14 protein-coding genes and 2 pseudogenes are annotated in these 25,450 nt (G+C 64.2%); 11 read left to right on the top strand and 5 right to left on the bottom strand.

The genetic code is table 11. The features are described 5' to 3' along the window. Positions 1–39 precede the first annotated feature (39 nt). Positions 40–759 (bottom strand): DUF899 domain-containing protein, encoded by a 720-nt coding sequence (locus ACODSK_RS15320; RefSeq protein WP_489017234.1) that lies wholly within the window; start codon positions 757–759, stop codon positions 40–42. A gap of 291 nt (positions 760–1,050) precedes the next feature. Here ACODSK_RS15320 and ACODSK_RS15315 point away from each other — a divergent pair, with 291 nt between their 5' ends. The 10 genes and pseudogenes from ACODSK_RS15315 to ACODSK_RS15270 all read left to right on the top strand — a co-directional run bounded on the left by ACODSK_RS15315 (position 1,051) and on the right by ACODSK_RS15270 (position 19,797). Continuing rightward, entirely contained in the window at positions 1,051–1,815 is a 765-nt protein-coding gene (locus ACODSK_RS15315) for an efflux RND transporter periplasmic adaptor subunit (protein ID WP_489017233.1), read from the top strand. Then, positions 1,812–2,043: pseudogene (locus tag ACODSK_RS15310) on the top strand (HlyD family secretion protein); the annotation flags it as partial. The gene ACODSK_RS15315 and the pseudogene ACODSK_RS15310, both read left to right, overlap by 4 nt. A gap of 83 nt (positions 2,044–2,126) precedes the next feature. After that, a pseudogene (locus ACODSK_RS15305) lies at positions 2,127–3,131 on the top strand (efflux RND transporter periplasmic adaptor subunit); the annotation flags it as partial. Beyond that, positions 3,128–5,227: an efflux RND transporter periplasmic adaptor subunit gene (locus tag ACODSK_RS15300; RefSeq protein ID WP_489017232.1), complete on the top strand. Its 2,100-nt coding sequence runs from the start codon at positions 3,128–3,130 to the stop codon at positions 5,225–5,227. The pseudogene ACODSK_RS15305 and the gene ACODSK_RS15300, both read left to right, overlap by 4 nt. 130 nt (positions 5,228–5,357) lie before the next feature. Further along, positions 5,358–5,855, top strand: a complete 498-nt coding sequence (locus ACODSK_RS15295; RefSeq protein ID WP_489017230.1) for a GNAT family N-acetyltransferase — start codon at positions 5,358–5,360, stop codon at positions 5,853–5,855. After that, positions 5,852–6,193 (top strand): DUF6916 family protein, encoded by a 342-nt coding sequence (locus ACODSK_RS15290; protein WP_489017229.1) that lies wholly within the window; start codon positions 5,852–5,854, stop codon positions 6,191–6,193. Before ACODSK_RS15295 ends, ACODSK_RS15290 begins: the two co-directional genes overlap by 4 nt. A 44-nt stretch (positions 6,194–6,237) precedes the next feature. Then, positions 6,238–6,873 (top strand): phage tail protein, encoded by a 636-nt coding sequence (locus ACODSK_RS15285; protein ID WP_489017227.1) that lies wholly within the window; start codon positions 6,238–6,240, stop codon positions 6,871–6,873. A gap of 90 nt (positions 6,874–6,963) precedes the next feature. Beyond that, entirely contained in the window at positions 6,964–16,395 is a 9,432-nt protein-coding gene (locus ACODSK_RS15280) for a DUF4347 domain-containing protein (protein WP_489017225.1), read from the top strand. A 49-nt stretch (positions 16,396–16,444) separates the two neighbouring features. Then, positions 16,445–17,920 carry a TolC family protein gene (locus ACODSK_RS15275; RefSeq protein ID WP_489017223.1) on the top strand — a complete coding sequence of 492 codons (1,476 nt, stop codon included), beginning with the start codon at positions 16,445–16,447 and terminating at the stop codon, positions 17,918–17,920. 305 nt (positions 17,921–18,225) lie between these two features. Then, entirely contained in the window at positions 18,226–19,797 is a 1,572-nt protein-coding gene (locus tag ACODSK_RS15270; RefSeq protein WP_489017221.1) for a TerC family protein, read from the top strand. Here the strand turns inward: ACODSK_RS15270 and rarD are convergent. Together rarD and ACODSK_RS15260 are read right to left on the bottom strand one after the other, a co-directional pair. Continuing rightward, entirely contained in the window at positions 19,760–20,647 is an 888-nt protein-coding gene (rarD, locus tag ACODSK_RS15265; RefSeq protein ID WP_489017219.1) for an EamA family transporter RarD, read from the bottom strand. The genes ACODSK_RS15270 and rarD overlap by 38 nt on opposite strands. Positions 20,648–20,690: 43 nt before the next feature. Continuing rightward, positions 20,691–22,259, bottom strand: a complete 1,569-nt coding sequence (locus ACODSK_RS15260; protein WP_489017218.1) for an EAL domain-containing protein — start codon at positions 22,257–22,259, stop codon at positions 20,691–20,693. Positions 22,260–22,595: 336 nt separating this feature from the next. Between ACODSK_RS15260 and hppD the strand changes: the two genes are divergently transcribed. Then, entirely contained in the window at positions 22,596–23,672 is a 1,077-nt protein-coding gene (gene hppD, locus ACODSK_RS15255; RefSeq protein WP_489017216.1) for a 4-hydroxyphenylpyruvate dioxygenase, read from the top strand. Between the two features lie 112 nt (positions 23,673–23,784). On the opposite strand, the gene ACODSK_RS15250 is transcribed toward hppD, so the two are convergent. Together ACODSK_RS15250 and ACODSK_RS15245 are read right to left on the bottom strand one after the other, a co-directional pair. Continuing rightward, entirely contained in the window at positions 23,785–24,585 is an 801-nt protein-coding gene (locus tag ACODSK_RS15250; protein ID WP_489017214.1) for a CSS-motif domain-containing protein, read from the bottom strand. 127 nt (positions 24,586–24,712) lie between these two features. After that, the gene (locus ACODSK_RS15245; protein ID WP_489017212.1) at positions 24,713–25,426 is read right to left on the bottom strand and encodes a type 1 glutamine amidotransferase domain-containing protein; all 714 of its coding nucleotides are present in this window, start codon (positions 25,424–25,426) and stop codon (positions 24,713–24,715) included. Between the last annotated feature and the right edge of the window lie 24 nt (positions 25,427–25,450).

Raw genomic sequence — 25,450 nt, 5'->3', positions numbered from 1 at the left:
AGTGGTGCACCCGGCAGCCAGGTGCATTACAGGCTGGCGTCAATGACAGCACTCATGCCTAGTTTCGCCTCCGTCATAGCGGTCATGGTGCCTGACCCAATCCATCGTCCCTTCTTCATTGCGTCCCTTGGGCATCAGGTCGAGGAAGTTGTAGGTGCCGACCAGGATATCCAGGCCCCGGGCATAGCTGGAGTAGGTGTGGAAGATGTCCCCGGCGGCGTCCCGGTAGAACACGCTGAGCCCCGGCAGCTCGGTTTCGCTGCCGCTGTAGGGTTCGTAGTTGTACTCGCCATCCTCGGCGGCGGGGGTGACGCCGAAGTCCCGGTTGAAGCTGCTGCCATGGGACGACACCCAGGTGAACTTCCAGCCCATGCGCCGGCGAAACGCCTGGAATTCGGGGTAGGGCGCCCGCGATACCGCCACCAGCGAGACATCGTGATGGGCCAGGTGCAGGTTGGCGCCGTCGAAGTGATCGGCGAGGAACGAGCAACCCGGACAGCCTTCCTCCCAACCGTCGGCGAACATGAAGTGGTAGACCAGCAACTGGCTGCGCCCGGCGAACAGGTCGTCCAGGCCCAGGGCGCCGTCCGCGCCTTCGAAGCGATAGTCCTCCTCGACCTTGACCCATGGCAGGGCGCGGCGGGCAGCGCTGAGCTCGTCGCGCTGGTGGGTAAAGGCTTTCTCGTGCAGCAGTAGCTGGCGCCGGGCGCCGAGCCATTCGCGGCGGGTCACCACCGGGTGCTTGCGATCGTTGTTCATGCCGCTGTCTCCGTGGGGGTGTCCTTGTAGTCGTCTGGTGCTGCCAGCAATCGACAACCCGGCCGGAAAATCTTCATGAAAGCGACGAGCGGGGTGCTTCCGGCGCCGATCAAACATTGATAGCATCCGGCCACTTTTATGTGATGTCGTTCTCAGTTTTCCTGGCCTGACCATGGCCCGGTCTTGTCACGATGGCCCGCCGGGCCGCCACTGACCGACGGCGTTCACGTTCTGTGAACAGCAGCCGATACTCCAATTGAAACAATCCAGACCTTTACAGGGACGTAGCGAATGAAGCAGGCAGTTTGGTGGGCGGCGTTGGCCTTGATCGGTGGTATGGCACAAGCCGCGACCGAGAGCGATCCATTGCTCGATGGCGCCACCTCCAGCGGCGGTAGCGAGGTACGTGGCGTGCTGCGCGCCCGCTCCCAGGCCGTGCTGGCCAGCGAACTCTCGGGCCGGGTCACGGAAATCCCTTTCACCGAAGGCCAGTCGTTCAGCAAGGGCGATGTGCTGGTGCGCTTCGATTGCAGTGCCTACCAGGCCCAGGCCAATGCGTCCGCCGCCGCCGTGCGCGCCGCTCGTGAAGAGCTGCGCAACAAGCAGCAACTGGCCGCGCTGAACTCGGTAGGTCGCTTCGAAGTGTCCCTGGCCGAGGCACGCCAGGCCCAGGCCCAGGCCGAGGCCCAGGTGTACCAGGTGCAGGTGCAGCGTTGCCAGATCAAGGCGCCGTTCGATGGTCAGGTGGTCCAGCGTCGGGTCCAGGCCCACGAGAGCGTGGCCAGTGGCGCGCCATTGCTGGAGATCGTCGACAACCGCTCCCTGGAAATCCATCTGCTGGTGCCGTCGAGCTGGATCGGCAAGCTCAAGCCGGAACAGACCTTCAGCTTTGTCCCCGATGAAACCGGCAAGCCCATCGATGTGGTGATCAAGCGCCTCGGCGCGCGCATCGACGAAGGCAGCCAGACCCTGCTGCTGATCGCCAATGTCCCGGCCAATACCCCGGGCCTGCTGGCCGGCATGAGTGGTACCGCGCGCTTCCCGGAGCCTAAATGAACGCTCCCGTTCCCGGCGCCCTCGAACAACTGCTGGCGCATTACCTGAAGCTGGAGCGCCAGGCCCGGTCCGCGCCCTCGGTGGAGGAGCTGGCCTTCAGCATGGTCAACGACAGCCAGGCGCTGTTCGGCTACCGCCACGGGGCGTTGCTGATCACCGGCAAGGTGCGGGCGTTGACCGGTATCAGCTCGGTGGAGCCGAATGCGCCGTTCGTGGTGTTCATCGAACGGGTTGCTGCGCGCCTGGCCGCCAGCGAGCGTTTCGCCTTGCCGGGGCCGGTGCCGCCGCAGGACCTGGACCAGGCCAGCCGCGATGACTGGCAGGCGCTGTCGGCCCCGCATGCCTTCTGGCTACCGTTGAAGGATCGCCAGGACGAAGTGTTCGGCGGCCTCTGGCTGGCCCGTGACATGCCCTGGAACGACGCCGAGCAAGCCCTGCTGGCACAACTGGGCGATTGCTACAGCCACGCCTGGCGCGCCCTGCAACCGGGCAAGCCATGGCGGCTGCGCTGGCCGGCGCGGACCCGTTGGGCCCTGGCCGCTGTTTTGTTGCTGGTGCTGCTGGTGCCGGTGCGCCAGTCGGTGCTGGCCCCGGCCGAAGTCGCACCGCGCAATGGTCAGGTGGTGGCGGCGCCGCTGGACGGCGTGGTGGCCGAGTTCCGGGTCAAGCCGAACCAGCCGGTCAAGGCCGGCGAGGTGCTGGTACGTTTCGATGCCACCACCCTCAAGGCCCAGGCCGATGTCGCCGAGCGCACCCTGGGCGTTGCCGAAGCCGAGCTCAAGGCCAATACCCAGCGGGCGTTTTCCGATGCTGACTCGAGCGCACGCATCGACCTGCTGGCGGCCCGGGTCGAGCAGAAACGTGCCGAACGCGATTACGCCCGCGATCTGCTGGCGCGCAGCGAGGTGCGTGCCGAGCGCGATGGCCTCGCCGTCTTCGCCGACGCCCAGCGTTTCATCGGCAAGCCGATGCGCACGGGCGAGCGACTGATGGAAATCGCCGATCCGGCCCAGGCCGAGTTGCGCATCGAGTTGCCGGTGGCGGATGCCATCGGCCTGGAGAAGGGCGCCGAGGTGGCCTTGTTCCTCGACAGCGATCCGCTTAACCGGCACAGCGCCGTGCTGGAGCGAGTGGCCTACCAGGCGCAGAACACCCCGGCCGGGCAGTTGGCCTATCGCCTCGATGCCCGCTTCGACCAGGCGCCGCCGCGCATCGGCTTGCGCGGCACCGCCAAGGTCTTCGGCGATCGTGCGCCGCTGGCCCTGTACCTGCTGCGCCGGCCGCTGGCGGCCCTGCGCCAGGCGGTAGGCCTGTGATGCTGCCGGCGCTGCGCCCGGACCTGCAGCTCTCGGTGGGCGCGCCGGGGCTCGACGGTTCGCCGCAATGGACCCTGGCCGATCCGCTGCGCGGACGCTACTTCAAGCTCGGCGCACCGGCCATGCGCCTGCTGCGCCACTGGGACCTGGGGGATCCGCAGCGGGTGCTGAACGCGGCCAACGGCGAGCCGGGCATGCCCTTGACCGGCGCGGCAGTAGAGGAGTTGCTGCGCTTTCTGCGCGGGCATGACCTGGTCAGCGCGGTGGATGCCGAGCAGCGGGCCAGCTATGCCGGAAAGGCCGCAGCACAGCGCCAGGGGCTGTGGACCCAGGTCCTGCATAAATACCTGTTCTTCCGCATTCCACTGTGGCGCCCGGATGCCTTCCTCAACCGCACCTGGCCCTGGCTGGAGCGCCATGGTCCGAACCTGCTGCGCTTCGGCCTGCCGACCGTGCTGCTGCTCGGCCTGTTCCTGGTGATGCGCGACTGGGAACGCTTTCTCTCGACCTTCCCTCATTTGTTGAGCCTGGGCGGCATGGCGGCCTTCGCCATCGCCCTGGGCTTCGCCAAGCTTTGCCATGAATTCGGCCATGCCTACATGGCCAAGCGCGCCGGCTGCCGGGTGCCGAGCATGGGCGTGGCATTCATGGTCCTGCTGCCGATGCTCTATACCGACGTCAGCGACGCCTGGCGCGTGCAGGACCGTCGCACCCGCCTGCTGATCGGTGCCGGTGGCGTGCTCGCCGAACTGCTGCTGGCCTGTATTGCCCTGCTGGCCTGGTCGCTGTTGCCGGACGGGGCAGGGCGCACGGCGGCCTTCATGCTGGCAAGTGCCACGTGGATCACCACCCTGGCGATCAACGTCAATCCGCTGATGCGCTTCGACGGCTATTTCCTGCTCAGCGACCTGTGGGGCGTCGACAACCTGCAAGGCCGGGGTTTCGCCCTGGGCCGCTGGCACCTGCGGGAGTGGCTGTTCGGCTACGGCGAGCCGATGCCCGAACGCTGGTCGCCGAAGCTGCGCCGGCGCTTGCTGTGCTGGAGCTACGCCTCATGGATCTGGCGCGCGGTGCTGTTCTTCGGGATCGCCCTGGCGGTGTATCACCTGTTCTTCAAGGTGCTCGGCATCTTCCTGATGATGGTCGAGCTGGTCTGGTTCATCGGTTTGCCGGTGTGGCGCGAGTGGCAGCATTGGTGGAAACACCGGGACAAGGCGCAGCCGCGCAAGGTGCTGTTGCTTGGGGGCGCTCTGGCCGGCTTGCTGGCATTGCTGATCGTGCCCTGGCGCAGCGGCGTGGAAGTGCCGGCGATGCTCGAAGCTGCGCGTTTCAGTGCGTTGCATGCGCCGGCGGCGGCGCAGGTGCGCGAGGTGCTGGTCAAGGATGGTCAGCAGGTCGAGGCCAACCAGGTGCTGGTGACTCTGGCCTCGCCTGACCTGGAAGCGCGCATGACCATCGGTCGACGCGACATCGAGATCCTCCAGTTGCAACTGCGGCGCCAGTCCGGGCGCAGCGAGACGGCTGCCGATACCGGCATCCTCGAACAGCGCCTGGCCGAGGCAGTGGCCGAGTACCGCGGCCTGGCGGCCCAGCGCGAGCGCCTGGTGCTGCGAGCGCCCCATGCCGGGACGGTGCGTGATCTGGCGGATAACCTCAGCCCCGGGCGTTGGGTCGGTGCCGAACTGCCGCTGGCGCAGATTGCCGACGGCGGCCTGCGCCTGCGCGGCTATGTGGCCGAGGCCGATCTGTGGCGGGTGGCGCCCGGGGTCGAGGGGCATTTCGTCGCCGACGACGTGCTGCGCGACTCGTTGCCGGTGACCTTGGCTACAGTGGATGCCAATGGCGTGGCGTATATCGATCAGGAGGCACTGATTTCCGACCATCACGGCCCTATTGCGATTCGCCGTGACGAAGAGAAAAGGGCACAGCCGTTGCAAGCCCAATATGGTGCGCAATTCCAGCTCGAAAACAGTGCGCCAGTAGAGGTTTCGCACCCTGTACGCGGCCTTGTGGTGCTCAGTGGCAAGAGTGAATCGCTGCTGTCTGCGGCATGGCGACGTATGGCTGCAATTGGTGTAAGAGAAAGCGGATTTTAGTAGTGCGATTGTAAGACAGTTGCGGTAATCTGCTGTCAATGCGCCATGCAAGTAAGCGTGACGTTGCACACAATAAAAGTTAGTTCACTAAGTTATTCACCACAGTCTTCACACAGGGATGTTCGCATTGATGTCGAAGGACGCCGTGACCCTCCGTGCCCTGCATTCAGACGATATGGCCTTTATCGAGCGCCTGTTTGCCGGGTCGCGCGCCGAGGAGATGTCCCATACCGGCTGGCCGGCAGAACAGATTGCGGCATTTCTCAGTCAGCAGTTCAATGCTCAGCACACTTACTATCAAGCCCATTATTCCGATGGGGAATTATTGATCATCGAACTTGATGGCCAGCCTATTGGCCGTCTTTATATGTTCTGGGGGGAAACCACCCTCAATCTCATCGATATCACCCTGTTGCCCGAATTCCAGGGGCGGGGTATCGGTTCCGGCCTGATCGAAGCGCAATTGCGCCGGGCCGATGATCTAGGTCTGAAGGTCGAACTTTTTGTCGAGTACTACAACCCGGCGCAGCGGCTGTATGGCCGACTGGGCTTTTATGTCTGCGGCGATTCCGGGGTCTACCTGAAGTTGCGCCGCGACGCCCGCCTTGATTCCAGGAAAGTCTCATGAGCGACCCGATCAGCAACGCCATCCCCAGCCTGCAGGAATTGCGTGACGCCGACCCCGATGGCTTCGTGCTGCAGGTGGGCGCCGACCAGGGCCTGAAAGTCAGCCTGCTGGACGTGCGCGAAGGCGTGGCCATGAACCGCAGGTATGAGTGCTATTCGCTGGCACTGGCCTTGCCCCTCGGGGTCCAGCTGCCGCAAGCGGTGTTCAACCTGTATGGCCCCGGCCGCGAGCAGCCCTGGGCGCTGATGATGAGCCCGGTGTTGCCCGAACCCGATGGCCGCCATGTACTTGAAGCGGTTATCCATCGCGACCGTCCTGCGGTCGACGAAGCTCTCTGATTCGCAGTAATCCAACCACGCAAGTCAACAAAAGGAAGCGTCTGATGGCTGATCCATATCTGGGCGAAATCAGGATGGCCGGGTTCAACTTCAACCCGTACGGCTGGGCGTTGTGCCAGGGCCAGATCGTACCGCTGAGCCAGAACACTGCGTTGTTTGCCCTGCTGGGCACTGTGTACGGTGGGGACGGTGTAAGCACCTTCGCCCTCCCGGACCTGCGCGGCCGTACTCCGGTAGGCCAGGGCCAGGGCCCGGGCCTGTCGCCTTACGAAATCGGTGAAAAAGGCGGCACCGAGTCGGTTACCCAACTGACCAGCAACATGCCGATGCACACTCACGCGGTGCAAACGACCGTCACCAGCACGCTTGGCGCCACCAGCACGGCTCAGGTGGTGAATGCCGATGCCAGCAGCGCCACCCCGATTGCCGGCGGTTGCCTGGGTATCGCCAACGACGGTGGTGGCAACACCTTCCAGATCTACCACAGTGGCAAGGACAACAACGGCAACCCGTTGCCGCGCGTCGACCTGGCCTCGCAGCCCGTCACCCTGACCGGCGGCGTCGGTGTGACTGCTGTTGCTGGAGTGACGGGTAGCAGCCTGCCTTCTTCGATCCTCAGTCCCTACCTTTCGGTGAACTTCATCATCGCGATGCAGGGCATCTTCCCGTCGCGCAACTAACAGCTACAACCGGCGGTGCCCCAGGGCACCGCCACTTTTTTGACCGCGTTGCCCAGGTCGGCAGCGCGGTGACCCACCAGGAGGTGCAGCATGAAATTCATCGAACGACTCTCGCGCAAGTCCAGCCAACAGCCGCAGCCCGCCGAGCCGGGCCAGGCCCCGCTGCTGATGGCGCTTGAACCGCGGATCATGTTCGATGCGTCCGTGGGCGTGGTCGCCCAGGATGCTGCGGCGCAGACCACTGCCGACGCGGCCAAGGACAGCACCTCCGACAGCGATACCAGCACTCCCGCAGCCGCGGCCGAAACGTCGAGCCAGCAACAAGGCACGCAACGCCACGAGGTGGTGTTCGTCGATGGCCAGGTCAGCAATGTCGGGCAGTTGCTCGAAGGCCTGCCGGCCAATGCCGAAGTGGTGGTGCTCGATCCGGACAAGGACGGCCTGCAGCAGATGGCCGACTACCTCAAGGGCCGTGAAAACCTCGATGCCATCCACCTGCTGTCCCACGGCGCCGACGGCACCGTGCAACTGGGCAACGTCTGGCTGGCCAGCAGCAACCTGGCCGAGCACCGTGCGGCGCTGGAGAGCATCGGCGCGGCGCTGAAGGCCGATGGCGACCTGATGATCTATGGCTGTGACGTGGGGCAGGGCGACAAGGGCCAGGCGTTCCTCGACGAACTGGCCTCGATCACCGGTGCCGACGTGGCCGCCTCGCTGGACGACACCGGCTCTGCGGCCCTGGGTGGCAACTGGACCCTGGAGCGCAGCAGCGGCACCATCGAGACCGCGGCCCTCAGCGTCAGCGGCTACGACAGCCTGATGGCGGTGGCCTATTCCGGAGTTACCGTTGCCACGGCGCCCGTGCTGGGCACCACCAGCAACCTGATGAAATACGTGGTCGGTGATTTCAACGGCGACGGTCGCGCCGATATCCTCTACCAGGCCGCAGGCGCCTCAGGCGCCTGGAGCTATGCAGAGAGCAACTCCAATGGCACCTTCACCATCTATACCCAGTCCAACTCGATATTCAACGGTCTGGCCCTGACCGATGCCTCCACCGGCGGCATCAACTATCACGCCGGGGACTTCAACGGTGACGGCCGTATCGACCTGCTGATGGCCCCCATCAGCGGCCCGAACATGACGCTGTTCCTCAATACCGGTTCGGGGTTCACCGGCCAGACGGTGGCCGGTCCGTCCTTCGGCACCAGGACATTGGTAGGCGATTTCAATGGCGATGGCGCCCTCGATATCCTCTACCAGACCGCCGGCAGCGCCTCGACCTGGTCCCTGGCGCTGAACAATGGCAGCAGCACGCCAAGCTTCTCCACCGTCACCGGGATCAGCCTGCCCGACTTCAACGCCTACAACTACAAGGCGGCGGATGTGGATGGCGACGGCTGGACCGACTTGATCTTCGTCGGCGGTGGCGTGCAGATGCGGTATTACCGCAACAACAACGGTACGTTCGTCGACATGACCGCCTCGTCTGGCCTGCCGACCCCGAGCGTGACCCGGGCGATCGTGGCCGACTTCGATGGCGATGGTGACGCCGACATCCTCTACCAGACCGGTGCCAACGGTTCGAACTTCCACTATGTGCGCAACGACAACGGCACCTTCGTTGATCTCGACCAGGCCTCTTCGCCCTTTGCCAGCGTGACCTTGCCCGACATGAGCTACTCGCAGTTCCGCGTCGGCGACTTCGATGGCGACGGCGATCTCGACCTGTTCTCGCCTTCCTCGACGACCGCTAGCTCGCAAATCTTCTACCAGAGCGGCAGCCTGCCCAAGCTGGTCAGTTCCACCCCGGCCGACAACAGCCTGACCGTCACGCCGAGCGCCAACATCACCCTGACCTTCGATCAGTCGGTGAACAAGGGCACGGGCAACATCTATATCGTGCGCACCAGCGACAACCAGATCATCCAGACCATCGACGTGACCACCAACGCGGTCACTGGCAGCGGCACCACCTGGACCATCGACCCGCCGGCCGACATGGTCGATGGTGTGGCCTATGCCGTGCGTATCGACAGCAAGACCTTCGCCAATGCCAATGGCCAGGTCTACAAGGGCATCCAGAACAACACCGCGCTGAATTTCACCGTGGCTGCCGTGGCGGCGCCGGTGATCAGCAACCTCAATGGCGACACCGTCTCCTACACCGAAGGCGGCACCGATACCCGTATCGACCAGAACGGCAACGCCACCGTCACCGATGCCGACAGCGCCAACTTCAACGGCGGCAACGTCACCGTGACCATCAGCAACAACGGTGTGGCTAGCGAAGACGTGCTGTGGATCGTCAGCGATGGCAACAGCGCCGGGCAGATCGGCGTCAGTGGCAACAACATCAGCTATGGCGGCGTACTGATCGGCACCTACACTGGCGGTACCCTGGGCAGCGCCCTGGTCGTCAGCCTCAACAGCGCCGCGACCCCGGCAGCGGTGACGGCGCTGCTGCACAACATCAGCTACCGAAACAGCAACAATATCGACCCCGGCACCGCCACCCGCACGGTGCAGGTCACCATCAACGATGGTGCTGGCGGGACCAGCGCAATCTCTTCGGTGGCCCTCAGTGTCCTCTCGGTGAATGACGCCCCGACCCTGACTTCCACCGGTTCCAACCCGACCTATACCGAGGGCGGCTCGGCCGTGCAGTTGTACAGCGGCACCATCATCAGCACCATCGAGTCCGGCCAGTTCATCAACCGGATCCAGGTGCGGGTCAGCGACCTGGCCAACGGCAGCTCGGAAAAACTGGTTGTCGACGGCGTGGACGTCAACCTGACCAACGGTTTCGGCACCACCACGATCAACAACAACCTGGGTATCTCGGTGACGGTGATCGGCAACGTCGCCACCGTCAACATCACCAATGCCAGCATCTCGGTTTCGGCGGCGCAGGCCATCGTCGATGGCCTGGCCTATCGCAACGACAGCCAGAATCCGTCCGGCGCCTCGCGTACCGTGAGCCTTTACACCGTTCGTGACAGCGGCGGCACCGCCAATGGCGGCGTTTCGTCGACCACGCTGTCGATTGACAGCGTGGTGAGCCTGGTCGCGGTGAACAATGCGCCGACCCTGTCCGGCGGCCCCTATTCGTTCACCGATACCAACGAAGACACCACCACCCCTGGCGTGCTGGTCTCCACCGTCATCGCCGCAGCTACCTATGCCGATGTGGATTCGGGCGGCCTCTCCGGCATCGCCATTACCAACACCGGCGGTAGTGGCACCTGGCAGTACTCCACCGACAACACCACCTGGACCGACTTCGGCGCGATCTCCAGCTCGTCCGCCTTGCTCCTGACCTCCAGCACCTACGTGCGCTACATCCCGAACGGTGTCAACGCCGAAAGCGTTGGCTTCACCTACCGCGCCTGGGACCAGACCAGCGACTCGGCCTCGGTCAACGGTATACGCGGGCTTGCCGACACTACCGCCAACGGTGGCAGCACCGCCTTTTCCACTGGTACCGCCACGGCCTCGCTGACGGTCACCGCGGTCAACGATGCGCCGGTGTTGACCCCGGCAGCGCCGACCTTGACCGGATTGACCGACACCTCCACCGCCAACGCCGGTAACCTGGTCAGTGACTTGACCGGTGGTGTCACCGATGTCGATACCGGTGCGCTGCAAGGGGTTGCCATCACCAGTCTGACCGCCACCTATGGCAAGTGGCAGTTCAGCACCGATAGCGGCGGTACCTGGCAGGATATCGGCACGGTCTCCACCAGCGCGGCGCTGGTGCTGCGCTCGACCGATCGGGTTCGCTTCCTGCCCGACGGCGTCAACGGCGAAACCGCGACCATCACCTACAAGGCCTGGGACCGCACCACCGGCACCCAGGGGACCAAGGTCGACACCACGACCTCAGGCGGCACCTCGGCCTTCTCCACGGCCAGCGACACCGCCAGCGTTACCGTCACCGCGGTCAACGACCGGCCTGTTCTCACCCCGAGCGGTGGCAACGTGAGCTGGACCGAAGGCAACAACGTGACGTCTACCCCGGTGGTGGTCGATTCGGGCCTGGTGATTGCCGACCCGGACGGTCCGAACCCAAGCAGCGCCATCGTCCGCGTCTCCAACTACTACAACGGTCAGGACGTGCTGGCGCTGGTTTCCAATCCGGCGACCATGGGCAATATCGTCTCCAGCTGGGACCCGACCACCGGCACCCTGACCCTGACCTCCGCCGGCAACCTGGCGACCCTGGCGCAGTTCCAGGAAGCCCTGCGCGCGGTGACCTACAACAACAACTCGGACGCGCCGACGGTAGTTACCCGCACCGTGCAGTTCCAGGTCACCGATGGTGGCAGCCTGGCCTCGGTGTTCGTCGCCCGGAACGTGACCATCACCTCGGTGGACGACTCGCCGACCATCAGCGCGCCGGTGAGCCTGTCGGTGACCGAGGACGTTGCCTCGGTGCTCGACCAGATCGTTATCGGCGACGTCGATTCGACTAGCGCCAACGTCACCTTCAGCGTGGCCAGCGGCAGCCTCGGCGCGATCGGCGGCAGCGGCGTGACCGTGGGCGGCTCGGCGTCGGCACTGATCCTCAGTGGCAGCATCGTCGACATCAACGCTTTCATCGCTGCCGGCAAGCTGAACTACACCACTGCGGCCAACGCCACGGCCAACGTGACCCTGGGCATCAGTGTCAGCAACGGCAGCGTGTCCGATGCCAGCGGCAGCGTGACCCTGCAGGTCGCGGCGGTGAACGATGCACCGGTGGTCACGGTGCCGGTCAGCATCGGCGTGACCGAGGACGTCGCCGGCGCGGTCACCGGCATCAGCTTCAGCGATGTCGATGCGGGCAGCGGCCAGGTGATCGCCACCTTCTCGGTGCCCAGCGGCACCCTGAGCGCCATCGGCGCCAGTGGCGTGGTGGTCGGCGGAGACGGCACCGGCACTCTGACCCTGAGCGGCACCCTGGCCGATATCAACGCCTTCATCGCCGGCAGCAACCTGTCGTTCAAGACCGCGCAGGACTCCACCACCAACGTGGTCATGACCGTGTCGATCAACGACAACGGCAACACCGGTGGCCCGGCGCAGACAGACAGCAAGACCCTGACCATCAACGTCAGTGCGGTGAACGACGCACCGGTCAACAACGTGCCGACGGCGCAGACCGCGCAGCAGAACATCGCCCTGGGCTTCAACACCGCCAATGGCAACGCTATCTCCATCACCGACGTGGACGCCGGCAACGGTCTGATGACCGTGACCCTGACCGCAACCAACGGCACGCTCAGCCTGGGTAGCCTGAGCGGCATCACCCTCATCATTGGCACCGGCACCAACAACGCCGCCTTGATGTTCGAGGGTACCCGCGCCAATATCAACGCCGCGTTGCAGACCCTCAGCTTCAAGTCCACCAACAACTTCCTCGGCAGCGCCAGCCTGACCATCGAGACCAACGACAACGGCAACTCCGGCAGTGGCGGGGCGAAAACCGATACCGATGTGATCTCGATCACCGTGGTTCCGGTGAACCCCAAGGTCACCAGCGTTTCGGCGCAGGGCATCGACCGTACCGTGAAGATCGGCGACGAGGTGCTGATCAACATGAGCTGGGACCAGGTGGTCAACGTCGATGCCAATGGTGGTAGCCCGAGCCTGCTCCTGGAAACCGGGCTGGTCGATCGCGAGGCGGTCTACGTCAGCGGCTCCGGCAGCAATACCCTGGTGTTCAAGTACACCGTGCAGGCCGGCGACCTCAGCGCTGACCTGGACTTCCAGAGCGCTGCGGCATTGCAACTGAACGGCGCGGTGATCAGCAACAACACCAGCGACCTTGCGGTCCTGACCCTGCCGACCGTGGGCGGTTCCGATTCGCTCGGCGGGCGCAGCAACATCGTGGTCGATGGCGTGGTGCCGGTGATCGGCAGTGTCAGCGCGCCGGTCGATGGCACCTACATCACCGGGCAGAACCTCGATTTCACGGTCAACTTCAGTGAAAACGTGATTGTCGACAGCACCGGTGGTGTGCCGCGCATCGCCGTGACCCTGGATACCGGCGGCACCGTGTTCGCCGAGTACGTTTCCGGCTCCGGCGGCAGCGCCCTGGTGTTCCGCCTGACGGTCGCCAGCGGCCAACTGGACAGCAACGGCGTGACCCTGGGCAGCACGGTGCAGCTCAATGGCGGCAGCATCCGCGACAGCGCCGGCAATGACACCGTGGTGACCCTCAACGCCGTGGCCAGCACCGCCAACGTCAATGTCGACGGTGTAGCGCCGACCGTGACCAGCGTCACCACGCCGCTCGATGGCAACTACAAGGTCGGCGACGTGCTGACCTTCACCGTCAACGGCAGCGAAGCGCTGCAGATCGGCGCATTGCCGCCGCGCCTGGTGCTGGATGTGGGCGGGGTGACCCGCTATGCCACCTATTTCTCCGGCAGCGGCGGTTCGGCACTGGTGTTCCAGTACATCGTGCAGGCCGGTGACACCGATGGCGACGGCATTGCGCTCAACAGTATCGACCTGCGCGGTGAGCAACTGACCGATCTGGCCGGCAATGACCTGAACCTGACCTTGAACGGTGTGGGCAGCCTGGGCGGGGTGCGCGTCGATACCACGGCGCCGAGCGCCGTCGGCATCGTCACCGTCGATGCGCCGCTGAACAACAAGAGCACCCTCAGCTACACCGTGACCTTCGATGAAGATGTGAACAACGTCGATATCGGTGACTTCCAGCTCGTCACCAGCGGATCGGCCACCGCCAGCATCACTGGTGTGACCCGTGTCGATGGCCACACCTACACCGTTACCCTGAGCAATGTGCAGGGCGATGGCACCCTGGGTTTGAACCTGGTCAATGGTGCAAGCGTGACCGATCTTGCCGGCAACGCCGTGAGCGGTGGCCTGACCGGCGGGCTGTATACCGTCGATCACACCGTACCCACCACGATCCTGGTGTCGCCGCCCTCGAACGGACACGTGTACGTTGCGGGCGAGGACGTCGATATCAGCGTGAAGCTGAGCGAAGTGGTCTATGTCAATGGCAGTCCAGAACTCGGGATCATCATTCAGAGCGGCGCCGGGAATCCGATCATGGTGCCGGCGAATTACCTGTCCGGCTCCGGTAGCGACACCCTGGTCTTCCGCTTCCGTGTGACCGAGCCGATGCATGATACCGATGGCATTCGTATCAACTCGTTCCTGGAACTCGACGGCGGCAGCATCCGTGACGCTGCTGGCAACGACGTCAACACCGTGCTGTCCGGCAGTGGTATCCAGACTGGCGTGCTGATCGACGCCGTGCAGCCGGAAATCGCCAGTGTCGAGGTACCCGCCGCAGGCAACTACAAGTTGGGCGATGTCCTGACCTTCACCGTGAACCCGAACGAAGTCGTACAGCTGGACACCTCCACCGGCACGCCACTGCTAGTGCTGAGCGTTGCCGGCGTCACCCGTTACGCCACTTACACCTCCAGCAACGGCGCGGGTGCAATGGTCTTCCAGTACACCGTGCAGCCGGGGGAGAACGCTAGCGGCCTGAGCATCACCAGTCTCGATCTCAACGGTGCTTCGGCTCGCGACCTGGCCGGCAACGCCATGGTGCTGGATATCCAAGGCGTCGGCGACACCAGCGGCATCGTCATCGACAACACCCCGCCAGTGTTCAATGGCATCAACCAACTGACCTCTTCGCCGACCGCTGCGGCCAGCGTCGAGTACTCCGTGGCGTTCAACGAACAGGTCAGCGGCGTCGACCTCAGCGCCTTTACCCTGAGCTTCGGCGGCACCCTGCAAGGCGCCATCGAAAGCATCACCTCGACCGATGGCAAGACCTACGTGGTCAAGGTCAGCGGCCTGGTGGGCGAGGGCACGGCGCGCCTGGCGCTCAACGTGACGAACAGCATCAAGGACGCGGCGGGCAACGCGCTGCGGCCGGTTTCGGACTATTCCGAATACCGCGTCGACCGCATCGATCCGACCGTCGCCAGCGTCAGCGTACCGGCTGCCGGCACCTATGTGGCCGGGCAGAACCTCGAGTTCACGGTGACCATGGATGAGAATATCCAGATGCTCACCAACGGCAATACACCGACCATCGAGGTCAACCTGGGCAATGGCCAGACCGCCCTGGCCACCTACGTCAGCCAGACCGGCAGCCGCACACTGCTGTTCCGCATGACCGTGACCAGTGGCCAGCTCGACACCGATGGCATCACCCTGGGTTCGTCGATCAACCTCAACGGCGCGGTGCTGCGCGACAGCGTGCGCAATAACGCCGACACCACCCTCAAGGGCGTGGGTGACACCAGCGGTGTGCTGGTGGATGCAGTGGCACCGACGGTCAGCGGCGTGACCCTGCCGCCGGCGGGTGCCTACCAGGTAGGTGGTGTACTGCGCTTCGATGTTGCGGTCAGCGAGACCGTCAACGTGGATACCAGCACCGGCGTACCGCGCCTGGTCCTCGATGTGGGCGGCGTGACCCGTTATGCCACCTATGTTTCCGGCAGCGGTAGCTCAATGCTGGTCTTCGAGTACCGCGTGGTAGCAGGTGACAATGCCAATGGCATCGGTGTGGCCAACAGCATCGAGGTGAATGGCAGCACGCTGCGTGACGCGGCGGGCAACAACCTCGATCCGGCGCTCAACGTGCCGACCGGCAACTCCGGAGTGCTGATCGATACTGCACCGCCGGTGCCGCTGAGCATCGTTGCCGATGGCGCCTACCAGGCCAGTGATCGCAGCCTGAGCTTTACCCTGACCTTCAGCGAGGCGGTGACGGGCGTCGATGCTGGCGACTTCACCCTGCTCGGCACCCAGAGCGCCAGCGGCGTGGTGCAGTCGGTGCAACAGATCGATGCGCGTACCTACCGCATCGTGATCGGCAATATCACCGGCCAGGGCAGCCTGGCGCTGAACCTCAATGCTGCAGGCAGCGGTATCCAGGACGGTCTCGGCAACCAGTTGACCGAGTCCGGTGCGAGTGCGGCCCAGGTCATCCCGAACCAGGATATCGGCGACCTGGAGTTCCGTCTCAACCCACCGGAGACCCTCGGCCTTCCTCAAGCACCGCTGGTGCAGCCACAGGTGCCGGGCATTGTCATCAACGAGAGCGTCTCGCCACTGGTGCCGGGCTCGCTGTTCGAGATCCGCACCGTCGGCGGCGACCTCAAGCCACTGGGCACCATTTTCCTTGGCGATGCCCGCAGCGCGCCGAGCTTCATCGCCCAGGTGTTCGGCAGCAGCGACAGTGGACTGGGCAATGGCGGCGGCGAGGGCTTCCTCGGTTTCGGCGGCGGCAGCGGCGGGATCTTCGGTGGCAGCACCTTCTCGACCATCTTCAGCCGCGACGTTCCGGGTGTCAGCGAAATGAACGTGTTCACCGGCAACCAGTGGAAGCAGAGCGACCTCAACCAGGGGCTGCGCGGAGTGTTCGGCGTACCGACCTTCGGCCAGCAACTGCAACAAATCAACGAAGCCGACCAACGCCAGGTGCGCGAGTTGGCCAAAGCCCTGGCAAAACCGGCAGAGATCGGACAGCAGGCATGAAAACAGCACACTTTTTGAGTATCGAGCCGTACCAGGGGGCGGCCCAAGGATGAATAAAAAACACAAACTGTTTGCCGCCAGTCTGCTGGCGTTGGCCATCGGCGGTTGCGCCGTGACCAGCGATCCGATCGAACGCGGTGCCAGCGAAGAGCGCGCCCGTGCCGACATGGCCAGCATCTACAAGGACCAGGAGCCCCTCAGTGGGCCCCTGACCCTGCACCAGGCCATGGCCCGCGCGGTGAAGTACAACCTCGAAGCGCGCCTGAAGGTGATGGAAGAGGCCCTGAGCCAGCGCCAGGTCGACCTGGCCCAGTTCGACATGCTGCCGCGCATGGCCCTGGCTGCCGGTTATGCCGGTCGCAACAACGTCAGCGCCTCCAGCAGCCAGAGCATCCAGACCGGTACCCAGTCCCTCGAACCTTCGACCTCTCAGGACCGTGACCGTGAAGTTGCCGACCTGACCATGGTCTGGAACGTGCTGGACTTCGGCGTCAGCTACTTCAGCGCCAAGCAGCAGTCCGACCAGCGCTACATCCTCCAGGAACGCAAGCGCAAGGTGATCCACACCATCACCCAGGACGTGCGTTCGGCCTACTGGCGTGCGGTGGCGGCCGAGCGCCTGCTGACCCAGATCGACAGCCTGATGGGGCGGATCAACCAGGCCCGGATCAACAGCCAGTTGATGAGCGCCCAGCGCATCGGCGACCCGGTACAGGTGCTGAGCTACCAGCGCGCCTTGATCGAGGCCACCCGCCAACTGGAAGAGCAGCGCCGCGCGCTGACCCTGGCCAAGACTGAACTGGCCGCACTGATCAACCTGCCGATGAACAGCGACTACAAGCTGGCGCTGGACGATAGCTACGCGGTGCCGGAGTTCCACGGCGACTTCGCCAAGCTGGAGCAGCAGGCGCTGTCCAGCCGTCCGGAACTGCGCGAGCAGGACTACCAGGCGCGCATCAGCGCCACCGAAACCCGCAAGGCCATGCTGCGCATGCTGCCGGGGCTGGAGTTCTCGGCCGGTGGTCACTACGACAGCAACTCCTTCCTGACCAACCAGAGCTGGGCCGACTACGGCGTCAAGGTCACCTGGAACCTGTTCAACGTGTTGTCCGCGCCAGCGGCGATCAAGGTGGCCAAGGCTGGTGAAGACGTTGCCGTGGCGCGTCGCCAGGCGATGTCGGTGGCGGTGCTGGCCCAGCTGTATGTGGCCCGGGCCAACTTCGAGGAGGCCAGCCGTCAGTTCAAGACCAGCGAAGAGATGGCCAAGCTCGACGGGCAGATCTCCGAACAACTGCGCAATCGTTTCCAGACCAACAACATTGGTGAGCTGGAGCTGATCCAGGGCGAGCTGAACAACCTGCAGACCCAACTGAAGCGTGACCTGTCCTACGCCGAGCTGCGCAACGCCTATGCGCAACTGTTCGTCAGCACCGGCGCCGAACCACTGCCGGCCGGCCTGCCGGACGACAAGGTGCAGACCATCGCCAATGCCTTGCAGGCCAGCGAGAGCAGCTGGAGTCGTTGATTCTTCGGCGTAGCTGATGGCCTCATCGCCGGCAACGCCGGCTCCCACAGGTTGTGCCTGACACGGTCCTTGTGGGAGCCGGCGTTGCCGGCGATGAGGGCCTGGATAACGCCCGAAAGGTTCATGTCTTACACATTGAAATACTTTCCCTGTGTAGGGAAACGCCGCTACAACTGTAGGATCGACATCCCAAATTGATCTCAGGTTGATATGACTTCTTTCTCCTCGGAGCCCCCCAGTACCAGGCCTTCATGGCCTGTCCCGCTTTCCCGTCCCCGTGACACCTCCTGCATGAGTGCCCATCCATGGAATGGCTAGCCGATCCCACCGCGTGGCTGGGACTGGCCACGCTGATTGTCCTGGAACTGGTCCTGGGCATCGACAACCTTGTCTTCATCGCCATCCTCGCCGACAAGCTGCCGCCCCATCAGCGCGACCGCGCGCGGGTGATCGGCCTGACCCTGGCGCTGGTCATGCGCCTTGGCCTGCTGGCGTCGATCTCGTGGATGGTGACCCTGACCGCGCCGCTGTTCGAAATCTTCGACAAGTCGTTCTCCGGGCGTGACCTGATCATGCTGTTCGGTGGTGTGTTCCTGCTGTTCAAGGCCACCATGGAGCTGCACGAACGCTTGGAAGGCCATGTGGTCCAGGCCGGCGGTCCGGTACGTCATTCGGCGTTCTGGCCGATCGTCGCGCAGATCGTCGTGCTTGACGCGGTGTTCTCGCTGGATGCGGTGATTACCGCCGTGGGCATGGTCGAGCACCTGTCGATCATGATGATCGCGGTGATCTTCTCCATCGGCATCATGATCGTCGCCAGCAAGCCGCTGACCCGCTTCGTCAACGCCCACCCGACGGTGATCATGCTGTGCCTGGGCTTCCTGATGATGATCGGCTTCAGCCTTACTGCCGAAGGTCTGGGCTTCCACATTCCGAAGGGCTACCTGTATGCGGCGATCGGTTTCTCGTTGCTGATCGAAGCCTTCAACCAGTTGGCCCGGGCCCGACGCAAGCGCAGCCTACAGCAGCACAAGCCGCTGCGTGAGCGCACCGCCCATGCGGTGTTGCGTCTGCTCGGCGGACGTCGGGTGGAAGCTGACGAGGTGGGCGAGGAGATCGCCGACCTGGTGGGCGACGGCGAGGAGCAGGTGCTCTTTGACCGCCGCGAACGGGTGATGATCAGCGGTGTGCTGAACCTGGCCGAGCGGCCGATCCGGACGGTGATGACGGTGCGCGCCGAGGTCGATGCCATCGATCTGGCACAGTCGCCCGAGGCGATTCGCGAGGCGCTGGTGAATTCCTCCTACTCGCGGCTGCCGCTGATTCGCGACGGTCGTATCGAGGAGCCGCTGGGCTACGTGCACAAGAAGGAACTGCTCAAGGAGCTGCTGGCCGGTGGCGAGCCGGACCTGGAGCAACTGATGCGCGCGCCGCTGAACCTGCTGGAGAGCTTCAGCATCCTCAACGCCCTGGAGCAGATGCGCAGCGAGTCGACCCACATCGCCTTCGTGGTCAACGAGTTCGGTGATTTCACCGGCGTGCTGACCATGACCGACATCCTTGAGTCGATCGCCGGTGAACTGCCCGACGCCAGCGAGGTGGAGGGGCCGGGCATCGTCGTCGAGTCCGACGGCTACCTGGTCAGCGGCGCGCTGAACCTGCGCCAGATCCAGGCGCAGACCGGCTTCGCCGCCAGGCCGACCGATGATTACCAGACCCTTGCCGGGCTGGTGATGAGCCTGCTGGATCGCCTGCCGATGGTGGGCGACCAGCTGGATTGGGAGGGTTGGTCGATGACCGTGGTCGAGGTGGAAGAACGGCGCGTGCGCCAGGTCCGCCTCAAACAGCCGGTCGACGCTGACGTAGCAGGTGCCTGACGCCTTCCAGCACCAGCACCACCACCGCCAGCCAGATCGGCAGGTAGGTTAGCCACTGATCCTCGGCGATGCTCTCGCCGAGGATCAGTGCCACCATCACCAACAGCACCGGTTCCACATAGCTGAGCAGGCCGAACAGGCTGAACGCCAGCATCCGGCTCGCTAACACATAACTGATCAAAGCCAGCGCGCTGATTGCCCCCAGCAGGGGAATCAGCCCGTAGAGCCCTGGGTGCGCGGCCAGGTCATTGGCGTTCAGCGGCCCGCTGATCACGAAGTACAGCGCCACTGGCGACATCAGCAGCATGTCGGTCCACAGGCCGCCCAGATGATCGGTGCGCAAGCGCTTGCGCAGGATGAAATAGATCGGATATCCGCCGGCGACCACCAGCACTTCCCAGGCGAAGCTGCCGTGCTGGTACAGCTCGTGGCCGACGCCAGTGGCAGCCAGGACGACCGCCAGTTTCTGCAGGCGCGAGAGACGTTCGCCATAGACCAGGCGACCGGTCAGCACCATGGTCAGGGGCAGCAGGAAGTAACCCAGGGAAACCTCCAGGCTGCGGCCTTGCAGCGGCGCCCAGAGAAACAGCCAGAGCTGCACGCCGACCAGCGCCGAGGTGGCGCACAGGCCGAGAAACAGCGCGGGTGTCTGGCGGACTCGCTGCAGCAGGCCGGTTACCAGTGACCAGTCGCGGGTGATCACCATGAACAGGGTGGCGCAGGGCAGGGTGAGGAGCATGCGCCAGCCGAAGATTTCTTCGCCATCGAGCGGGGCGAGGAGGGAGGTGTAGTAGTACATCACGGCGAACAGGCAGGATGCCATCACCGATAAAGCAATGCCTCTGGACAAGGGGGCCTCGAACAACAGTAAAACGGGGGGAAGGATTGGCCGCTCATGATCTCAGGGCCGGCGTCGGTTGGGCAACCGCCGTGCCTCGCGGTTGTTCGGCGAGGGCCTTGAGGAAGTCGTTCAGCGGCATCGGTCGGCCGAACAGGTAGCCCTGCTGGTAGTCGACTTCGAAGCGCGCCAGATAGTCGCGCTGCTCCGCGGTTTCCACGCCCTCGGCGACCATGCCCAGGCCGAGCTTGGCCGACAGCTCGATGATGCTGTCGAGGATATGCAGGGACAGCGCATCGACGCCGATCATGGCGACGAAGCTTTGGTCGATCTTCAGGTAGTCGATATTGAAGTGGCGCAGGTAGCTGAGGCTGGACTGGCCGGTGCCGAAGTCATCCAGGGCCAGCAGTACGCCCATCTCGCGCAGGCGGGCGAACAGCTGGTCGGTGATGGGGCCGGGGATGATCGGGGTGCGTTCGGTCAGTTCCAGGGTCAGTTGCAGGCGGCCTGGCGGGAAGGCGTCGAGCAGCATCTGGCAGTCGTCGCACAGGCTCATGTCCTGGCAGTGGGCGGCGGTGATGTTGATTGCCAGGTGAAAACCGTCCTCGAACAGGTCGGCGTGGGGGGCCAGGTCGCGGACCAGCCTTTCCATGATCCGGCGGGTCATCGGGACGATCTGCCCGCTATGTTCGGCATAGGGGATGAACAGGTCCGGGCGCACCAGGCCCTCCCGCGGGTGGTGCCAGCGCATCAGCACCTCGGCGCCGGACCAGCGGTAGTCGATGCGGCGCACCACCGGCTGGAAATACGGCACGAACTCGTCGGCGTCCAGCGCTCGTTGCAACTCGGCCCGGGGCGACGAGGCGCGGCGCAGTTGCCAGTAGCAGGCGGTCCCGGCACAGGCGCCGAGAAACAGCAGCAGACCGAACAGGGCCGGGTATTCGCTGCGCATCAGGCGCCAGGCCTGGCCGCTTGCGAAACCGCTGTAGAGGGAAAACGCGTAGCGTCGGGAGTCCACGCGCTGGGCGGCGACCGGGTAGCCGGGCAACGCACCGTCGCGGACCTGGCCGTGCTTGTCTATCCAGTGATTGCCGACTTGCAGGCGCAGGTCGATATCCGGGGCGATCAGTTCGAGGGCGCTGCTCAGGTGATCGCCGTCAAGGGTGGCGATCGCGCCCTTGGCGCCCTCGCTCAGGCGATAGACCAGCAAGGGATGGCCGGGGGTGACCGAGTTGCCGTTCATCAGCCACAGGCTGCCGGCGGTGTAGTCGGCCGGGTCGACCTTTTCACGGAATTCGCCGAACAGCGAGGTGCAGTAGATCTCGTCGTTCAGGGTCAGGTTGGTGGAGCGCACGAAGGAACGCCGGGTGACCTGCTCGCGCAGGGCCAGTTCCACCTCGGCGCAGGGCTTGCCGGCCAGGGGCAGCAGGCTGCGGGCGGCCTCGGCGACGTTATCCAGTACGCCTTCCAGGTGGCTGAGCGCTTGCAGGGCGCTGTTGAGGGAGCGAGCCTGCAATTCCCGCTCGGCTTGCACATGCATGATGGCCACGCCGCCGAGCACGGGCAGCACACCTACCAGCCAGGGCAGCAGACGAGCGCGATAGCGGGGTTTGTGCAAGGGCATGGGAGCGGATCCATCCAGACGCTGTTGCAACAGCATAGCGGGCAAATGCGAGGGCCTATCATGGTAGTTGCAGGTCGTTGAAACGAATGCGCGACAAAACGATTTACGCTCTGTAGAATCGCGTTACGCATACAACAATAAGGTTCTCCACTCCATGGGGAATCAAGCCCGCCGGAAATGGGTCCTATATGAAGTGTCATGGATTCAAACTGATTCTTGGTGACTACCTTGCCCGCAGCACCCGGGGCATCTCCTGCGCGCCACCACGTTCACTCGCATCGACCGCCGAATAGTAAAGACCGTTATTCAACCGTTCAGATGATGAGGAATACGAACATGGCAGATCTCTTCGACAACCCGATGGGCCTGATGGGCTTTGAATTCATCGAGTTTGCCTCGCCGACCCCGGGCACCCTGGAACCGATCTTCGAGATCATGGGCTTCACCAAGGTCGCCACCCACCGTTCCAAGAACGTCCACCTGTATCGCCAGGGCGGGATCAACCTGATCCTGAACAACGAGCCGAAAAGCGTCGCCTCCTACTTTGCCGCCGAGCACGGGCCATCCGTCTGTGGCATGGCGTTCCGGGTACGCAACTCCCACGAAGCCTACGCCCGCGCCCTGGAGCTGGGTGCGCAGCCGGTGGAAATCGAAACCGGGCCGATGGAACTGCGCCTGCCGGCGATCAAGGGTATCGGTGGCGCGCCGCTGTACCTGATCGACCGCTTCGAGGAAGGCAGCTCGATCTACGACATCGATTTCAACTGGATCGAAGGCGTGGATCGCCATCCGGCCGGTGCCGGCCTGAAGATCATCGACCACCTGACCCACAACGTGTATCGCGGGCGCATGACCTACTGGGCCGGGTTCTACGAGAAGCTGTTCAACTTCCGCGAGATCCGCTACTTCGACATCAAGGGCGAGTACACCGGCCTGACCTCCAAGGCCATGACCGCGCCGGACGGCATGATCCGCATTCCGCTGAACGAGGAGTCGTCCAAAGGCGCCGGGCAGATCGAAGAGTTCCTGATGCAGTTCAACGGCGAAGGCATCCAGCACGTGGCCTTCCTCACCGACGACCTGCTCAAGAGCTGGGACGCCCTGAAGAAGCTCGGCATGCGCTTCATGACCGCGCCGCCGGAGACCTACTACGAAATGCTCGAAGGCCGCCTGCCGGCCCATGGCGAGCCAACCGCCGAGCTGCAATCCCGCGGCATCCTCCTGGATGGCTCGTCCAACCCGGACGACAAGCGCCTGCTGCTGCAGATCTTCTCCGAGACCCTGATGGGTCCGGTGTTCTTCGAGTTCATCCAGCGCAAGGGCGACGATGGCTTCGGCGAGGGCAACTTCAAGGCGCTGTTCGAGTCGATCGAGCGTGACCAGGTGCGCCGTGGGGTTCTGAGTACCGAGTGAGCCAGGCACCGCGCCGGTCTTTATGGACGGCGTGATTGCAAATGCGACGCGGACCTTGTGGGAGCGGGTAAACCCTCTTCCACAAGGTCCGCGTCGTTTTTTGCGCCTTGTTTCAGGCAGGGTGGCGCAAACCGCGCCGGCGCCGATTCATCGCCCAGTAGCTGCCTGCTGCCGTCATGATCCCTACCAGCAAAAGCGAAGGCGCTATCACCTGGCTGTTGTCCAGCAGTTGCCGGGCAGCATGACCCGGCGGGTAGAGGATGTGCAGGGTGTAGCCATAGATCGGCGAGACCTGGCTCATGTAGATCTCCGACTCCAGCGCCGAGAGGCTGTCCTCGACCTCGCCAACCGCGCCGATCAGCGCCGGACCGAACTGCAATTTCACGCTCTCGGGTTGACGCGTGCCCCGCAGTACCCGCTGCAGGATCTCGCCGTCGGCGACTGCCAGTACGCCGTAGGGAAATTCCTGCAGGCGGTAGTAGAGGATCGCCGAGTCCGGGGTGTTGTCGTTACCGGCTTCCAGGCGCAGGCGGTGGTTGAAGTAGTCGCCGGGGTCGACCAGCAGCCCCGACTCTCCACGCAACGTACTGCAATAGGCGCGGTTTTCCCGAACCAGGGTCAGGGAGCGCAGGTCCGGATTGCTCACCACCTCGCTGTGCAAGGCGGGCAGGGCCCTGTCGCAGGCGTACTCGGCGAGGTTGAGCACCTTGTTGCTGGCGTTGTGCAGCGAATCGATCAGGCTGTCGACGCCCACCCGGGCTTCGCGCAGGGAAAGGCTGGCGGACTCGTCGAGCTGCTTGTTTACCTGCCAGGCCATTACCAGCAGGCCGAAGGCCACCGGGGCCAGGCCAATCAACAACAAGGTCAGCAGGGTGAGCAACGCGTGGCCGGAATGAGAAGTACGAGAGGGCATTTTTCACCTATGTGCGAAAGGCAGGATCCGCGCGAAGAGGGCCGGACCGAAGCCGATCAGCATAAGTGAGCGCTATAGCCGCTCTTTGTAAGAGCTGCTGGCAGAGCGTGTCGGATTGTTCGCTTCGTCAGCGGGCTGGAGCGGCCTTCCCACCTTGCAATGCCGCCACCACCAGATGCCCGACCGCTGCACCTGACGCCGGGTTCTGTCCGGTGATCAGGCGTCCTTCCTTCTGGTCGGCAAGGGCGAATGCCTCCCAGGGGTCCTCGGCCTTGCGATAGAGACCACCACGTGCAGCCAATTCGGTTTCGGTGAGGAACGGCACCACCTTGTCCAGCTCGGCCAGTTGCTCCTCGATATTGGAAAAGCCGGTCACTTCGCGATCGCGCAGCAGCAGCGAGTTGTCACTGAGCTTGATGTTGAGCAGCCCCACCGCACCATGGCAGACCGAGGCCACCACGCCGCCGTTTTCCCAGATCTGCCGGGCGATCTCCTGCAGGTCGTGGTTGTCCGGGAAGTCCCAGAGCACGCCGTGCCCGCCGGCGTAGTAGATCGCCCGGTAGTCGCGGGCGCGGACCTGGCCCGGTGCCAGGCTGCTGCCAAGGCGGTTCATGAAGGCCTTGTCGTTGTACCACTGCCAGTCGATGTCCTGGGCCATGTTCAGGCTGTGGGGGTCGATGGGGACGTAGCCGCCGCCGGGGCTGAGGTAATCGACCTGATAACCGGCCTGCTGCAGGACATCGGCAAAATGCACGGCTTCCCCTAGCCAGAGGCCAGTGGCGCGCTTGAGGGTGGGGTATTTGGCCGTATTGGTCAGCACCACGAGAACTTTCTGGCTCATTGCGGTGATCCTTGGCGGAAGTCA

The organism is Pseudomonas sp. FG98 (assembly GCF_057808595.1).
This window is presented reverse-complemented; position numbering and strand designations above follow the sequence as displayed.

Bases quoted from the DNA above. Each gene is read 5' to 3' on its own strand.
- ACODSK_RS15275 (WP_489017223.1), top strand. From the start codon at position 16,445: ATGAATAAAAAACACAAACTGTTTGCCGCCAGTCTGCTGGCGTTGGCC.
- ACODSK_RS15320 (WP_489017234.1), bottom strand. From the start codon at position 759: ATGAACAACGATCGCAAGCACCCGGTGGTGACCCGCCGCGAATGGCTC.
- ACODSK_RS15250 (WP_489017214.1), bottom strand. From the start codon at position 24,585: ATGCCCTCTCGTACTTCTCATTCCGGCCACGCGTTGCTCACCCTGCTG.
- ACODSK_RS15280 (WP_489017225.1), top strand. From the start codon at position 6,964: ATGAAATTCATCGAACGACTCTCGCGCAAGTCCAGCCAACAGCCGCAG.
- ACODSK_RS15290 (WP_489017229.1), top strand. From the start codon at position 5,852: ATGAGCGACCCGATCAGCAACGCCATCCCCAGCCTGCAGGAATTGCGT.
- ACODSK_RS15245 (WP_489017212.1), bottom strand. From the start codon at position 25,426: ATGAGCCAGAAAGTTCTCGTGGTGCTGACCAATACGGCCAAATACCCC.
- hppD (WP_489017216.1), top strand. From the start codon at position 22,596: ATGGCAGATCTCTTCGACAACCCGATGGGCCTGATGGGCTTTGAATTC.
- ACODSK_RS15270 (WP_489017221.1), top strand. From the start codon at position 18,226: ATGGAATGGCTAGCCGATCCCACCGCGTGGCTGGGACTGGCCACGCTG.
- ACODSK_RS15295 (WP_489017230.1), top strand. From the start codon at position 5,358: ATGTCGAAGGACGCCGTGACCCTCCGTGCCCTGCATTCAGACGATATG.
- ACODSK_RS15260 (WP_489017218.1), bottom strand. From the start codon at position 22,259: ATGCCCTTGCACAAACCCCGCTATCGCGCTCGTCTGCTGCCCTGGCTG.
- ACODSK_RS15315 (WP_489017233.1), top strand. From the start codon at position 1,051: ATGAAGCAGGCAGTTTGGTGGGCGGCGTTGGCCTTGATCGGTGGTATG.
- ACODSK_RS15285 (WP_489017227.1), top strand. From the start codon at position 6,238: ATGGCTGATCCATATCTGGGCGAAATCAGGATGGCCGGGTTCAACTTC.